Source organism: Paenibacillus sp. (assembly GCF_035645235.1).
Lineage (GTDB): Bacteria > Bacillota > Bacilli > Paenibacillales > YIM-B00363 > Paenibacillus_AE.
Genome location: NZ_DASQMZ010000194.1, coordinates 1 through 13,876, shown reverse-complemented (window position 1 = coordinate 13,876; position 13,876 = coordinate 1). Strand labels below are relative to the sequence as shown.

At 61.8% G+C, this 13,876-nt stretch carries 11 protein-coding genes; 3 read left to right on the top strand and 8 right to left on the bottom strand.

Annotated features, from left to right (window positions below; all coding sequences use genetic code 11):
- Window positions 1-730 precede the first annotated feature (730 nt).
- On the bottom strand, window positions 731-2,557 hold the full coding sequence (locus tag VEZ38_RS17945; RefSeq protein ID WP_324895917.1) for an AAA family ATPase: 1,827 nt from the start codon (window positions 2,555-2,557) through the stop codon (window positions 731-733).
- A 284-nt stretch (window positions 2,558-2,841) separates the two neighbouring features.
- Between VEZ38_RS17945 and udk the strand changes: the two genes are divergently transcribed.
- Window positions 2,842-3,468: a uridine kinase gene (gene udk, locus VEZ38_RS17940; protein WP_324895915.1), complete on the top strand. Its 627-nt coding sequence runs from the start codon at window positions 2,842-2,844 to the stop codon at window positions 3,466-3,468.
- Here udk and VEZ38_RS17935 read toward each other — a convergent pair.
- Window positions 3,457-4,563, bottom strand: coding sequence for an HD-GYP domain-containing protein (locus tag VEZ38_RS17935; protein ID WP_324895912.1), 1,107 nt, complete (start codon window positions 4,561-4,563; stop codon window positions 3,457-3,459). The genes udk and VEZ38_RS17935 overlap by 12 nt on opposite strands.
- A gap of 131 nt (window positions 4,564-4,694) precedes the next feature.
- On the opposite strand from VEZ38_RS17935, the gene VEZ38_RS17930 reads away from it, so the two are divergent.
- Both VEZ38_RS17930 and VEZ38_RS17925 read left to right on the top strand, forming a co-directional pair.
- Entirely contained in the window at window positions 4,695-5,225 is a 531-nt protein-coding gene (locus tag VEZ38_RS17930) for a TetR/AcrR family transcriptional regulator (RefSeq protein ID WP_324895910.1), read from the top strand.
- A 113-nt stretch (window positions 5,226-5,338) separates the two neighbouring features.
- Window positions 5,339-6,754 carry an MFS transporter gene (locus VEZ38_RS17925; RefSeq protein WP_324895908.1) on the top strand — a complete coding sequence of 472 codons (1,416 nt, stop codon included), beginning with the start codon at window positions 5,339-5,341 and terminating at the stop codon, window positions 6,752-6,754.
- Window positions 6,755-6,812: 58 nt separating this feature from the next.
- On the opposite strand, the gene VEZ38_RS17920 is transcribed toward VEZ38_RS17925, so the two are convergent.
- The 6 genes from VEZ38_RS17920 to VEZ38_RS17895 all read right to left on the bottom strand — a co-directional run.
- Window positions 6,813-7,766: a GGDEF domain-containing protein gene (locus VEZ38_RS17920; RefSeq protein WP_324895906.1), complete on the bottom strand. Its 954-nt coding sequence runs from the start codon at window positions 7,764-7,766 to the stop codon at window positions 6,813-6,815.
- Window positions 7,759-8,400: a chemotaxis protein CheC gene (locus tag VEZ38_RS17915; protein WP_324895904.1), complete on the bottom strand. Its 642-nt coding sequence runs from the start codon at window positions 8,398-8,400 to the stop codon at window positions 7,759-7,761. Before VEZ38_RS17915 ends, VEZ38_RS17920 begins: the two co-directional genes overlap by 8 nt.
- Window positions 8,394-8,765 (bottom strand): response regulator, encoded by a 372-nt coding sequence (locus tag VEZ38_RS17910; RefSeq protein WP_324895902.1) that lies wholly within the window; start codon window positions 8,763-8,765, stop codon window positions 8,394-8,396. The genes VEZ38_RS17915 and VEZ38_RS17910 overlap by 7 nt, the downstream gene beginning before the upstream one ends.
- Before the next feature lie 202 nt (window positions 8,766-8,967).
- Complete coding sequence (gene smpB / locus VEZ38_RS17905) at window positions 8,968-9,450, bottom strand: SsrA-binding protein SmpB (RefSeq protein ID WP_324895900.1); 483 nt, start codon at window positions 9,448-9,450, stop codon at window positions 8,968-8,970.
- 170 nt (window positions 9,451-9,620) lie between these two features.
- On the bottom strand, window positions 9,621-11,189 hold the full coding sequence (locus tag VEZ38_RS17900) for an extracellular solute-binding protein (RefSeq protein WP_324895898.1): 1,569 nt from the start codon (window positions 11,187-11,189) through the stop codon (window positions 9,621-9,623).
- 15 nt (window positions 11,190-11,204) lie between these two features.
- On the bottom strand, window positions 11,205-13,876 hold a 2,672-nt coding region (locus tag VEZ38_RS17895), incomplete at its 5' end, for an FAD-dependent oxidoreductase (RefSeq protein WP_324895896.1).

Genomic DNA, 13,876 nt, shown 5'->3' with positions numbered 1-13,876 from the left:
CAGCTGCTCGAGCACGTCCGGCTTCAGCGCGGACTCCTGCGTCGTTGCCGCTGGCTGCTTATTCGCTACGCTTGCTTCCATCCATCTTCCACTCCTTGTTGTGTGCGGATTCGCCGAATAATGTGAAATTCTTCACATGCGAAGAAGCTCGCGTCCGACGCTCCGATGAATATTGTCCTTGAGAATATTTTATTACATTACAGACCGGTCTGCATTAGAAATGTGAAAAGCGTCACATAAATAATTTTAATAAGGGTGACAACCTTTTCGAACCGCATAAAATTTAACAATCGGGGAGCGTTCGTCCTCTACGTAGCCGTTAATCGTTACGGTGCCCTCGCGGCTTCCTTTTCATCCAAAGAAATCCTTCCTGATATTTCGAATGTTCCGCGCCATCGCGGTGCGCTTGATCCGCCACGGCCTCCCCCGCGCGCTTGGTCGCCTGCCCGACTGCACCGCCATGCAGCACTTTTTGCACCATGGCGGTGCAATTTCTGCACCATCGCGGTGCACTTGATCCGCCACGGCCTCCCCGGCGCGCTCGGTCGCCTGCCCAACTGCACCGACGTGCAGCACTTTTTGCACCATGGCGGTGCAATATCTGCACCATCGCGGTGCGCTTGAACCGACACGGCCCCCAGGGAGGCGCTTGGTCGCCTGCCTACTGGGGGCCGTGCCGCATGCGTTCAATCTTCGTCTGGGGGCCGTGCCGCACTTGTCTGCGGATGCCCTATTGAGCCCCCTGCTTGCCGTCCCCGCCTTCGCCGCCTCCGACTCCTTCGTCGTCCCCATCGTCGCGGTCCGGCGTCTCCTCGTCCGCCGACTCTCCCTCGTCCGCCGACTCGCCCTCCGCGGACTCCTGCGCGGGCGCGGCTTCGTCCGCCGCGGCGACGCTCGCCCGCGGGACGATCGGCGGCAGCTCCGGCCGCGCGTGCCCGTACAACCGCACGAAGATGTCCTCGATCTCCTCGCCCGTCAGATCCCCGCGCCGCAGCAGCTCCTCCGCGATCGCATGGACGAACTCGGCCCGCTCCCGCACGAGCGCCTTCGCCTGCGCCATCTGCTCCTTGAGCAGCTCGTTGATCTTCGGGCGCAGCGTCTTCATCGCCTCCGCGTTCGAGCCGACCGCCCGGAAGCTGAACAGATCGTCGCCCATACCCACGAGCCCTAAATACATCCCCGCGATCTGCGTCGCCTGCTGCAGGTCCGACGTGACGCCGTTGAGCTTCTTCCCGAGAAATTCCTCCTCCACCGCCCGCGCCGCAAGGCACACTTGGATTTGGGCGAGCATCTCGCCGTCGCTCCGGTTGTACCGCTCCCGCATCGGCTTCGTCGCCGCGAGACCGAGCGCGCCGCCGCGGCGAATGATCGTCACCTTCCAGACGCGTTCGTGCGGCTTGAGCAAGTATTGCGCCACCGCATGGCCCGCCTCGTGATACGCGACGTTCCGCTTCTCGTCGTCGCTCATCGAGCGAAGCGGCTGCTTCAGCCCCCACTCGTACGTCTCCATCGCCGTGCGGAAGTCCTCGTAGCCCGCCGCCGCCGCGCCGCGCTGATGCGCGATGACGACCGCCTCGTTGACGATATGCTTGATCTGCGCCGGACTGTACCCGATCGTGTCGAGCGCCGCCTTCTCCGGCGTCAGCGTGTCGTCCTTCTTAACCTTCTTTAAGTAATATTGGAAAATGTCCACCCGCCCGTCGTAATCCGGCGCGTCGACCCACAGCTGCCGGTCGAACCGCCCCGGCCGCAGCAGCGCCGGATCGAGCACGTCCGGCAAATTCGTCGCCCCGATCGTCAGCACCGCCGGACGCTCCGCCTTCGATCGCCGCAGGCCGAGCGAGCGGAGCAGCTTCGCCACCCTCGAGCTGTCGATATTCGGCGGATCCATCTGCAGCAGCAGCTCGTTCAGCAGCCCGACCCCGCCGCCCATGCCGAAGAAGCCGCCGCCCATGCCCCCGCCGCCGCCCGACCGCCGCATCCCGATCGCGTCGATCTCGTCGATGAAAATAATGCACGCGCCGTAAATGCGCGCGAGCTTGCGAGCCTTCGCGTACAGCCGCATCACCTTCAGGTTGCCGACGCCGAAAAACATATTTTGGAAGCTCGGCGCCGACGCGTACGCGAACGGAACCTGCGCTTCGTTGGCGATCACCTGGGCGAGGTACGACTTGCCCGTGCCGGGCGGACCGCATAACAGCAAACCCCGGATGGCTTCGCCGCCCATCCGCTTGAAATCCTTCACGCCCTTGAGCAGCTGAACGATGCGCTCCGCGTTTTCCACGATCTCGGGGTTGCCTCGGTAATCGTCCCAACTCGCGCCCGTCTCCCCCGGTAAAATCCAGTACGTCCGCCCCCTGGCCAAAAACCAGAACAACGCCACGAACTGAATAATAATGAAGACGACGGCGAACAGCAGCTGGAACAGCAGCGAGAGCACGGTCAACGCCCCGTTCCAGACGGGAGGACCGCCCGCCCAAATCAAAGTGCCGACCGCGGCGAGCACCGCCAGTCGAATCAGCAGCCGCCGCCACTTGATCCATTGATACTTTCGCATAGGCTCACATCCTTCGTGAATGTCTCGATAGCCTGGGGCGAACCGATGAAGCAATCGCCGGACGCCGTTCGTTCGATATTCATTACCTTTTCGGGAGAAGGCGGCACAATTCCTTCGGAAACGACACGCCGATTCGTAAGTTATGACAATACTAGGATATGAGGGAAGCCTTGCGCCTAAGAACGCGCCGCCGGGCGTGCCCCATGATGAAAACCCGCCGGCAATATGCTACAATACCTGAATCCAAACGCGGACAGCGCCTATCGGGAGGTAACAGCAAGCTTATGCTAATCATTGGGATCGCCGGGGGAACGGGCTCCGGCAAGACGACCGTCGCCCGCTCGGTTATCGAACGGCTCGGGTCGGACAAGGTGACGTTCATCTCGCAGGACAACTATTACAAGGACAATCCGGAGCTGAGCTTCGCGGAGCGCGAGAAAATCAACTACGATCACCCTTTCGCATTCGAAAACGATCTCCTCGTCCGGCATCTCGAACAGCTCCGGTCGGGCCGCCCGGCCTACGCGCCGGTCTACGACTTCTCCCGTCATGCCCGCTACGCGGACCGCACCGTAGAACTGAAGCCGAATAAAATCGTCATCATCGAAGGGCTGCACGTCTTGTCCGACGAAAGCCTTCGCGCGATGCTCGACATCAAGGTATTCGTCGACACCGACCCCGACGTGCGCATTTTGCGGCGCGTGCTGCGGGACATCCAAGAGCGCGGCCGGACGATTCAATCGATCCACGACCAATATTTATCGTCGGTGAAGCCGATGCATGAAGCGTTCATCGAGCCCTCGAAAAAATACGCCGACGTCATCATCCCCGAAGGCGGGCATAACGAAGTCGGCGTACAATTGCTGACGATCTTGACGGAAACTTACTTAACGGCAGACTCAGGAGCTTAACCGATCGATCGTCGGGAACGACTTCCGGTAATATTCCCGGATCTCTTCCCACTTCGCGAGCACGATACCCGCGATCGTCGGGTCGAACTGCGCGCCGCTGCAGCTCTCGATTTCCCCCCGGACGTATTCGAGATCGAGCGCCTTGCGGTACGCCCGATTCGAGCACATCGCGTCGATCGAATCGGCGACGCACAGCGCGCGGCCGATGAGCGGAATTTCCTCGCCCCGGAGCCCGTCGGGATAGCCTTTACCGTCCCACCGTTCGTGATGGTGGCGCACCCCGAGCACGATTTCCTCCGGCATATTCAGGTTTTGGCACAGCTTCGCGCCGCTCGTCGTGTGGGCTTTCATCGTGCCGTATTCTTCCTCGGTCAGCCGTGCCGGCTTCAACAGGATGCTGTCCGGAATCGACAGCTTGCCGACGTCATGTACGAGCCCGCAATTGTACGCCCGTTCGGGCGAAAGCTGCGGAAGCGATTCGGCGATCAGCCGAGCCACGTGGGCGACGCGCTCCGAATGCCCTTGCGTGTAGGCGTCCTTCGCTTCCACGCTCTGGGACAGCGTCAGAACCGTCTGCAGATGCTTCGCCTCGAGCGACTCGCGCCAGCGAAGATCGTTCACGACGAAATAGATAATAAACACTAAAATCAAGAAGACCGTAAGGACATCGAGCAAAATGACGGTCTGCACCGCGGCCTCGCTATTCGTATCGAACAGGAACAGCAGCGACAACGCGATATTAAGAGCAAAGGCGCTTAACGAGGACAAAATGTAGATGCGCCGGTTCCGAAACAGCAGCGCGAAGACCGGCACCAGAACGAATACGCCCGCGAGCGCCCATTCCTGAAGCATGACGAAAATCGCGGAGACGATAAACAGCGCATTCGCCACCAACACATAAGGCGCTAAGCGCGACGGAAGCGCTTTATACACAAAGGAGGGCAAAAAACCGATCAGCATCAACGCAGCGACCGCTTCGTAATGCAAAGCAGGATGAATCCAGGCATGGCGAAGCGAGAGGATGAGTAAACCGAACGTACTGGAAATTTGCCCAATCCAAATGAGCCGATCGGTCTGAGGAATATTTCGTATCATGCAGTGCAGCGGCCCCTTCGCATCTCGACATAATATTATTATATGTTTCTGGATATGTTGTTGACAATCCATCGTTTATTTTGTAATTTATTAATCAATAAATACCACAAGACTGAGGAAGGTACGCATCGATGAGCCCGAAGGAAGACGCCGCCGAGCGCAAACAGCAAATTCTCGCCGCCGCCGCCGCGCTGTTCGCGGAATCCGGCTACTACAAGACGACGACCGCGCATGTGGCGAAAGCCGTCGGCGTAACGCAGCCGTACATTTTTCACTTCTTCCGTACGAAGGAGGAATTGTATCTTGCCGTGCTGAAGCAAGCCGCCGAGCGCATTCTTCATGCCTTTACGATCGCGGACGCCCCGCCCGAACAGCTTCCCGAGGCGATGGGGCGCGCGTTCGGCGAACTGCTGGGCGACTACCGCAGCGAAATTTTGCTCGTGATGACGTCGTTCACGATCCCCGAGCCGGCCATTCGAGAATATACCCGCACGGAATTCGAACTCGTCTTCGATCGGGTGAAGGAGCGGTTCGAGAAGGCGGGGTTGCCGAATGCGGGCATGATGGCCAGCACGTTCATCGGGCAAGGGCTGGCGCTGACGATGTCCGAACTGCTGCAATCGCCGAAGTTATTCGACTGGAAGAAACCTCACGAGCATTGACGCCGCGCCGGGCACCGCCTTCGACGACGGACCGCGCGGGCAGGAATTGTCGGCGCGATCCGTTGCACTACAAATTTATTTATTAATAAATAATAAACAGGAGTTGATACCGCATGTTTACCCCCTCCCGCATCCGCTTGCTGGCCGTCACCTGTATCGCTTTGTTCATGGCCATGCTCGACAACCTCGTGCTCGGGGTCGCCCTCCCGTCGATCCAACGCTCGTTCGACGCAAGCCTCTCCGACCTCGAATGGTTTATGAACGCTTATACGCTCGCGTTCGCCGTCCTGCTCATCCCGTTCAGCGCGCTCGGCGAGCGCTTCGGGCGCAAACGCGTCTTCCTGGCCGGCATCGCCGTCTTTACGCTCGGCTCCGCGCTCGCCGGCCTCGCCGGCGCCTCGATCGAGCTCATTCTCGCCCGCGCGCTGCAAGGCGTCGGCGGGGCCGCGATCGTGCCGCTCAGCCTCACGCTCGTGAACGGCGCCTTCCCGGAACGCCTGCGCGCCGCCGTCCTCGGCATCTGGTCCGGCATCTCCGGGCTCGGGCTGTCGGTCGGCCCGCTCGTCGGAGGCCTCATCGTCGAAGGCGCGCCGTGGCAATGGATATTCTGGGTGAACGTTCCGGTCGGCGTTCTAGCGATCTTGTTCGGCTTGCGTTGGCTCCCGGAATCGCACGGCGAACGCAGACCCGCCGATCCGGCCGGCGTCGCGCTGCTCGCCGCGGGACTGTTCGGCCTCATCTACGGCCTTCAGCACGGGAACGTCGACGGCTGGCTGTCGGCGAAGGTGCTCGGTCTGCTGCTTGGAGGCGCAGCGCTGCTCGTCGTCTTCTATGGTTGGGAACGCCGCCGGCGGCAGCCGTTCGTCCGATTCGAGCTGTTCCGCCGCCCTTCTTACGCGGCGTACGTACTTACCGGCTTCTGGATGAATGCGGGCATCTTCGGCACCATCTTCCTGCTTACCCTCTTTCTTCAGCAGGCGCAAGGGTACTCGGCGCTCGAGGCCGGGGTCCGCACGATGGCGTGGACCGGCAGCACGATGCTCGCCGCCCCCCTGGCCGGCCTTGCAATCGGGCGGCTCGGCAATAAAGGCGTGTTAAGCGTCGGACTGACGCTGCAAACCGCCGCCGTCGCCGGCTTCGGCTGGCTGATCGCGGCGAACGGCGTCGACTTCCCGTTCGCGTATCAGGCTCCGCTCATGGTTTTGGCGGGAGCCGGCATGGGATTCAGCTTTACGCCGCTGGCGCACGGCGTCCTCTCCGCGGTGCCGCATGGCGCGGCGGGCGAAGCGAGCGGCATCAGCAATGCGACGCGCGAGCTCGGCGGGGTGTTCGGCATCGCCATCGGCGCCCTTCTCTTCCAATCCGGCTCCGCGATCCGGTCGGCCGCCGACTTCGGCGCCCATGCCGTGCCGGCGCTGTACGTGTGCGCCGCCATGCTTGCGCTCGCCTTAATTTGCCTGCTGGTTTTCGTTCGAAGCGAGAGCTCCTGCGACGCGCAGCCTTCCGCCGCACCGCAGACGGCCCCTTAAAGGCGCGAGCGAACGCGAAGCGACGCAAATAAGGACGCTCCCTCGGGGCGTCCTTCGCTCATTGCACGTAGCCGAATGCGTTTTTTCCGGCGGACTTGATTTTGTACATCGCCTGATCGGCTTTGTTGACGAGCTCCGTCGGCTCCCGTCCGTCCCGCGGATACAGGCTGATGCCGACGCTGACGGACAGCCGCACCTCCGCGCCGTTCGCCTTAAAGCCCGGCCCGAACGCGTCGACGAATTTCCGCGCGATCACCTCGGCGTCCCGCTCCTCCTTCAGCTGGCTAAGCAGCACGACGAACTCGTCGCCGCCGAGGCGCGCGATCGTATCCGTGCTTCGAATGCAGCTTTTCAATCTCGCGGCGGTTTCCTGCAAAATTCGATCCCCGATCTCGTGCCCGTAAGCGTCGTTCACTTCCTTGAACCCGTCGAGATCCAGGAACATGACCGCGAGCCGCTCCCCGCTGCGCTTCGCGTAATTGACGGCCCACGTCAGCCGCTCGTTGAAATACATTCGATTCGGCAGCTCGGTGAGCGAATCGTGCAGCGCCAAATGCCGGTTCATCTCCTCGGAGCTTTTGATTTCGCTGTACTCCACTTCCATCTCGCGAATCAAATTTTTCAGCTTGTACACCCGGTCATACATATTCGTCATGTCGCTGATCTGAATGAGCGCGTACGCCTCCCCTTCGTGAGTCAAAGGCTCCACGTTCATATTTTGCTTGCTGGCATCGTCGTCCGTCGCATGCTTCGGCAAGATGAACGACTTATGCAGCGTGCTCGAACAGAACCGGCTTTGCCCCCGGAACAGCGCGTTCGACAAGATGTCCTCGTATGCCTTCTGGCGAAACCGAGGACACACGTCGGCCAGCGGCCGGCCGAGCACCTCCTCCGCGCGCAAGCCGGAGCAGCGTTCAAGCCAATGGTTCCACAGCACGATTCTGCGCTCTCGGTCCACGACCATCATACCGACGTTCGCTTTATTCCAAGCCTTGAACACCAAGCTATCCATAGCTTTCCTCCAGCAGCTCATCGATCTTGCTTACCAAAGTAGTAATCGAGTTCATGCTCAGCGCAATGATGATCACTCCCTTTACCTTCGTCTCCGCAAGCTGGAAAGAGGTGTGCAAAATCAATACGTATACGTCGTGCTGCAAAAAGACGGACTCGTCCGTATTGGTGACATGGACGAGCTCGATATCCGGCAGCGTATACTCCAGCTTCAGCTCCAGGAAGTTGCCGAACTCGCCGATGATCGCGTTCAGAATGACGTTGCTGATCTCCTTGAGTACGTCCAGATCCGTATCTACCAGGCGCATGCTTTCAGCACCCTCGCCCGCTTCCGGCGGAAGCTCTCCCAGGCAAACGCTTACCAACATTTTGGCTTGATCGGCCGGAATGAGCAACGACGCCTTCCCGTTGAATTCATGCCCGAATTTCAAGGAAGACGTTATCAAATGCCCTTCCCGGAAGAAAAAGGTGAACCGCCGGTCCGTCGGGTGCACGTCCGAAATCGACAGCAGCTCGACCTCAGGAATCGTCAGGTCGATCCGCTGGCTCACCATCTCCGACAGCATATGCGCCGCTTGACCGACGTAAACGTTCACCAGCTCCGTCAGCACGTCCTTTTGCATCTCGTTCAGCATGTCGCCGCCTCCGCGATCAACGTCGCGAGCAGCTCCGCCCGCTCCCCCGTAACCGGCTTGCTGACGAAGCCCGAGATGCCCATCGCTTCGATCTCGTCCCGGGTAGCCTTCTGCACGTCCGCCGAAATCACGATGACCTTCGTGTTCGCATCGTCGGCGCGAATCGCGCGAAGCAGCTCTTGTCCGCTCATGCCCGGCATGAGCAAGTCGCTTAAGACGATGTCCGGCGCATGCTCTCGATACAGCGCGTACCCGTCCTCCCCGTTGGTTGCGGTCAACACCTCGGCCTCGGGAAATCGTTCCGTCACAAGCTTGCGCGTAATGTTTTGCACGAATTTCGAATCTTCCACGATCAGTATTTTCATGGACCTAGCCCCCGTACGCGGAATGGATTGGCTCCATTATATCCTTAGTCCCATAAAGTATCGAGAACAAAATAAACGCGTGAGCCTGAAGAATCAAACGCAAGCGAAAACCTCCCGCTACGCCTGCTCGAAAGCCGGATCATCCGGCGTTCCTAAGCATATGTAGGGAGAGGTTTGGACCGTTCTATTGCAATCTTGTATTTTACCGCGGTAGCTTCTGGCGTTCCTTCAGCGCGCGCTGGATGTCGCGCTGCGCGTCCTTCTTCGCCGCCGATTCGCGTTTGTCGTAGTTTTTCTTGCCCTTGCCGAGGCCGATCAGCATCTTGGCGAAGCCGTTCTTCAAGTACACCTTCAGCGGTACGATCGTGTAGCCCTCCTGCTTCGAAAGGCCCAGCAGCTTCGTAATTTCTTTCTTATGCAAAAGCAGCTTACGCGCCCGGGTCGGATCGCTCGGATTGTGCCGGTTGCCCTGCTCGAACGGCGAGATGTGCATGTTGTGCACGAACGCCTCCCCGTTCCGAATCGTCGCGAAGGCGTCCGAGATGTTGGCCTTCCCGCCGCGAAGCGACTTGATTTCGGTGCCGGTCAGCACGAGCCCCGCCTCGTAGGTTTCCTCGATGAAGTAGTCATGCGACGATTTGCGGTTTTGCGCGAGCAGCTTGTCGTCGTTCTTCTTCTTCGCCATGGGCACCTACCTCCTCCGGGACGCAACGTTTCCTTATCGGTACTTCATCATACCAACAGCGGCGCGCGAAATCAAGATAACGCGTTCCCTTCCCGTACGCGCCCGGAACGCGCGGAACGGCAGCACTCGGCCGCGGGGGCGGCGAGGCTGCCGTAAATGGCTGTCGGGAATTATTGAATGATCCCTACGTCCTTCAACTTCTTATCCGCTTCGGCGACGAGCGCGTCAATCTTGTATGTGTCCCTAAGCGTCTGGACGAAGGCGTCGAATTCATCCAGCGGGCGTTGGCCGTAAATAAATTTAATGATCTCCGCTTCCTCGTACCTCTTCAAGTCGGCTGTATTTACCTCCGGCGGAACGGTGACGAAGCTCGTATACACCTTAATGTACGGTTGGTTCATAGAGAAATTATAATATTGCTCAAGATCCGGAAATTTCACTTGTAAATACTGATAGTCGTCGCGGTTCGTAATTTGATGAATGTGCGAGTATGCGACGTCGGTGCTGGCCGGAAGGACGGACACCTTGCCGTCTTTCATTTCGTAATGGACGCCTTCCAGCCCGTAGTTGACGAGCAGCTCCCCTTCGCCGCCGGAGACGTAGTCGATGTACTCCAGCACCTTGTTCAGCTTCTCGGGTTGATTTTCCAAAGAGCTCGGCAAGGCGACGAAGCCCGGTGCGGAGCCTTGGTCCACGACGCCCTGGTATTTGCCTCCCGGACCGGTCAGCGCATCCATCTGCGTCCATTCCGCCTTCGGATTCACCGCTTTATACACTTCGACGTTGGAGGGCTTCGTCATACGGGCCCAATGCGCGAAGTTGATGCCCGCAAGACCCTTGTACGCTTTCTCGTCCGCCTTCGTGCCCTGGTTCGCCATAAATTCCGGATCGACGACCTTCGCTTCGACGAACGCCTTGATCGCGGTCAACGCGGCTTTAAACTCCGGCTGCGCGGTCGAATACGCCGGCGCGTTATCCTTAATGACGATATGGCCGCGTCCCGGCGTGTTGTAGGCCGAGAAGATCGGCAGGAACGGGGAAGTGCCCTCCAGCCCGATCCCGGTAATGCCGAACGTGTCCTGCTTGCCGTTGCCGTCGGGATCGCTGTACGTGAAGGCGTTCGCCACGTCGAACAGCTCGTCGACCGTCGTCGGCACGGACAAGCCCAACGCATTCAGCCAGTCCTGACGGATGAAGTACGTATTATTGACCGGGATAAGCGGACGCTTCGGAAGCGCATACACCTTGCCGCCGACCTTGCCCTTGTTCAATTCGGATTCCGGCCACTTCGCCTTGACGTTCGGCATCCGATCGAGATATTTGCCGATTTCGAGCAGCACGCCCTGACTCGCGTATTTCTCCATCGATTCCTTGTTCACGATAAACAAATCCGGCGGCGTGCCGCCCGCGATTTTGACGCCCAGCTGCTGCTCGTAATCGGTCGCCGGCGCATTGAATTCCATCTCCATATGGAGTTCTTCGTTTAGCTTTTGCAGGATCGGGTCCTTATCGGGCGTCGGGAGGCCCGCGGCGCCCATGACGAATACGGAAATCGCCACCGGCTCCGACGGCTTCTCCGGCGCCGTCGGCTCCGATGTTTTGCCTGCGGAAGCGGTACCCTCCGCCGCCGTCCCGCCGTCGGTCGGCGAAGCCGTGCCGCCGCCGCAAGCCGTAACGAAGAGCAACGATGCAATGACGATCGAAGCGTTGAGCCTGCCGCCGAGTTTCGTTCGTTTCATAGAAAAATCATCCTCCTATCGAGTTTTCGTGCCTTCCATTCCGATTGCGACGGCGTCCGCCGCCGCTTCGCCGGCAAGCAAGAGGCGACCGACGGCTTCGCCGCCGCGCTCCCGCACCGCCGGGTGCCATCCTCCGACGCCGACGATTGCGCCGCCGCAGGCCGCAACGTACGACGTACCCGCCTCGACGCCCGGTAGCGCGCCGCGACCCGGCGACAGCGTCCAGGGGTCGTCGGCCAAGTGCGCCAGCGCCGCGCCTTCCGGCAGCTTGCCGGACGAACGAAGCGCGGCGAAGACGGCTCCGACGATTGCCTCGCGTTCGCCGGGCGCTGCGTTTTCAAAGTAGACATCTAAGTATGCCTCCGCGTCGTAGAAAGCCGGACGGAGCCGCGTTTCGTACGCCGCGCCGCCGACCTCTACGCGATGCCGACGTTCCCCCTCGAGCGGCGCGCCGAGCAACGTCGCCGTAAGAACGGCCCCCTGCCATTCGCCAGCCTCCCAGACGAAGTCCGGGGCGACCTCCCTCAGGATCGCCGCCTCGGGCGAACAATCGACCAGCCGCCGCGCAATAAGCGTCTCACTGCCGCTCTTGTAGACAAGGCGCACCGCCCAGTCCCCCTGCGGGCGCCGTTCCGCTCGCGCCACGCACGCTTCGAACCGGACGCGCACCCCGCTCTCGGCGACCCAGCGGTCCGCGACGAGCTGCGCGAGCACCGGCTCCGTTCGGTCTCCGCGCCGGGCGCCGGCGGCCTCCAGCCGCCGCAGCAGCTCCGCCGCTTCGCCGTCCGCCGCCCCTTTCGGCAGCGACCAATCCGTCTGCCGCGCTCGCGTCGTCTCGACCAGCAAATTGCCCGTCGGCTCGACGAGAGCGACGCGCAGGCCGCGGCGGGCGAGGCGCACCGCGCACACAAGGCCCGCGGCGCCGCCGCCGCATACGGCGACGTCGACCTCCTCGGGAGGCGAAACCTCGTCCGCTCTCCCCACAATCGCCGGCGTCTCCCCGAACATTCTCGCCGCGGCGTTGCGAACATACCCGCGGTCATCCGCGGCCCACTTCTCGCGCAGCCCGGCGGCCGATCCGTCGTCCCCGCAGGACCGCAGAATGCGCGCGGCGTGCAGCTCGAGGCTCCATCGCAGCGACTCCTGCCGCCGGCCGTGCATGAGGTAATCCTCGCCGATCGTCGAGTCGCCATGAAGCCAGTCCTTCACGGCGTCGGCGACGTCCCGCCGCTTCGCCGCGTCCAGCCGATCCGCCAGATCGCCCAAATACGTCAGCAGAACAGGGTACACTGGCGCAGGATGACGTTCCCGCAGCGCCTGCAGCACCTCGTCGACCGCATCAAGCGAACCGACCATCCGCAGCAGGGCGACCGCGGCGACCCACAGCGGCATACATTTCTCATGCCCGCTAAGCTTCTGCGCGTCCCGCGACCGCAGCCGTTCCAGCAGCTCCGGCACGGCGTCTAGCTTGCCGGCCAACGTCAGCGCGATCGCCGCGCAGAACCGCACCTCCGTCTCCGGGTGCCGGAGCGCCCGGCGCAGCCCGTCCCGAACCGCCTCGTCGTCCGCGGCCGTATGGAGCAGCCACACCGCCTTCCACCGCTCGTCCGTCCCCAAATAGTCGACGAGCGGTTCCGCATAAGCGCCGACCGCCTCGCGCGGAACGGCTATCCCGGCCAACGCGCCTTGGCGGAAGCGGAGATTGCTCGACTCGCTGCGCGTCACATCCTCCGGGCGAAGCACCCCTCGGTCGACCAGCCGCCGCTGCAGCGCCTCGACGTCCAGCTCCCTCGGCGAGCAACCCAACCGCGCGCTCATCGCGGCGGCGACGCCGGCCGCCTCGCCCGTCTTGTGCAAATCCCGCTGCATGCGCACGCCCATCGAGACGTCGCGGTCGACGGACAACGCGCGGCAGCCGACCAGCACGCCGTCCAGCCCTTTCGGAAGCAAGCTGCCGTAAGGCACGTCGCACCACAAGCCCTTGGCGAACAAGCCCATCGCGCCGATCCACACCTGGCTGAAGTCGCTCTCGTTGCCGGTGTCGAAGCCGTGATTGTCGAGGTGCGAATAGCTTCGCGCCACGACGTCGCGCCTCGGCCGGTCCTCGATGTAATCGGCGATGCCGATCGTCGCGTCGCCCTCGATCAGCCCGCCTTCCCGAAGCCCGAGATGCGGAGAGACGGCGAAGTAGCGCAAGCCTTCCGCATACGCCTCCCAAATCCATTCCCTTCCCCGGAGGAAGGCTCGCGAGACATCCCGGGGATCGTAGGGATCCACCCAACCCGCATCCAGGTTGTCGTAGCCGAGCTGCCCGTCCTTCACCCGCTTCGGCACGAGGGAGTAGTTATGGTACGCGCCGTCCCGCTCGCGGCCGTGACGCATCGCGCCGCCGGCCAGCCGCACCAGCGCGCCGTTCCCCGTGCAGTCGACGGTCGTATGCGCTCGAATGTCCCGCAGCGTCCCGTCATGACCGACCGTCCGGGCGCCGCGCACGGCGCCGCGCTCCACGATCGCCTCGGTCAGCACGGTCCCGAGCATGACGCGGACGCCGCGCTCCGCGCACAGCGCCGACAGCACGATGCGCTTCGCCTCCGGGTGGAAGCCGGTCGGATCGCCGCCGAGCGACGCGCCGAGCGCCGCGACACGGCGGTTGACCTCGTCCTGCAGCCCGCCGGACGATCCGTAAT

Bases quoted from the DNA above. Each gene is read 5' to 3' on its own strand.
- smpB (WP_324895900.1), bottom strand. From the start codon at position 9,450: ATGGCGAAGAAGAAGAACGACGACAAGCTGCTCGCGCAAAACCGCAAA.
- VEZ38_RS17935 (WP_324895912.1), bottom strand. From the start codon at position 4,563: ATGATACGAAATATTCCTCAGACCGATCGGCTCATTTGGATTGGGCAA.
- VEZ38_RS17925 (WP_324895908.1), top strand. From the start codon at position 5,339: ATGTTTACCCCCTCCCGCATCCGCTTGCTGGCCGTCACCTGTATCGCT.
- VEZ38_RS17915 (WP_324895904.1), bottom strand. From the start codon at position 8,400: ATGCTGAACGAGATGCAAAAGGACGTGCTGACGGAGCTGGTGAACGTT.
- VEZ38_RS17920 (WP_324895906.1), bottom strand. From the start codon at position 7,766: ATGGATAGCTTGGTGTTCAAGGCTTGGAATAAAGCGAACGTCGGTATG.
- VEZ38_RS17945 (WP_324895917.1), bottom strand. From the start codon at position 2,557: ATGCGAAAGTATCAATGGATCAAGTGGCGGCGGCTGCTGATTCGACTG.
- VEZ38_RS17900 (WP_324895898.1), bottom strand. From the start codon at position 11,189: ATGAAACGAACGAAACTCGGCGGCAGGCTCAACGCTTCGATCGTCATT.
- udk (WP_324895915.1), top strand. From the start codon at position 2,842: ATGCTAATCATTGGGATCGCCGGGGGAACGGGCTCCGGCAAGACGACC.
- VEZ38_RS17910 (WP_324895902.1), bottom strand. From the start codon at position 8,765: ATGAAAATACTGATCGTGGAAGATTCGAAATTCGTGCAAAACATTACG.
- VEZ38_RS17930 (WP_324895910.1), top strand. From the start codon at position 4,695: ATGAGCCCGAAGGAAGACGCCGCCGAGCGCAAACAGCAAATTCTCGCC.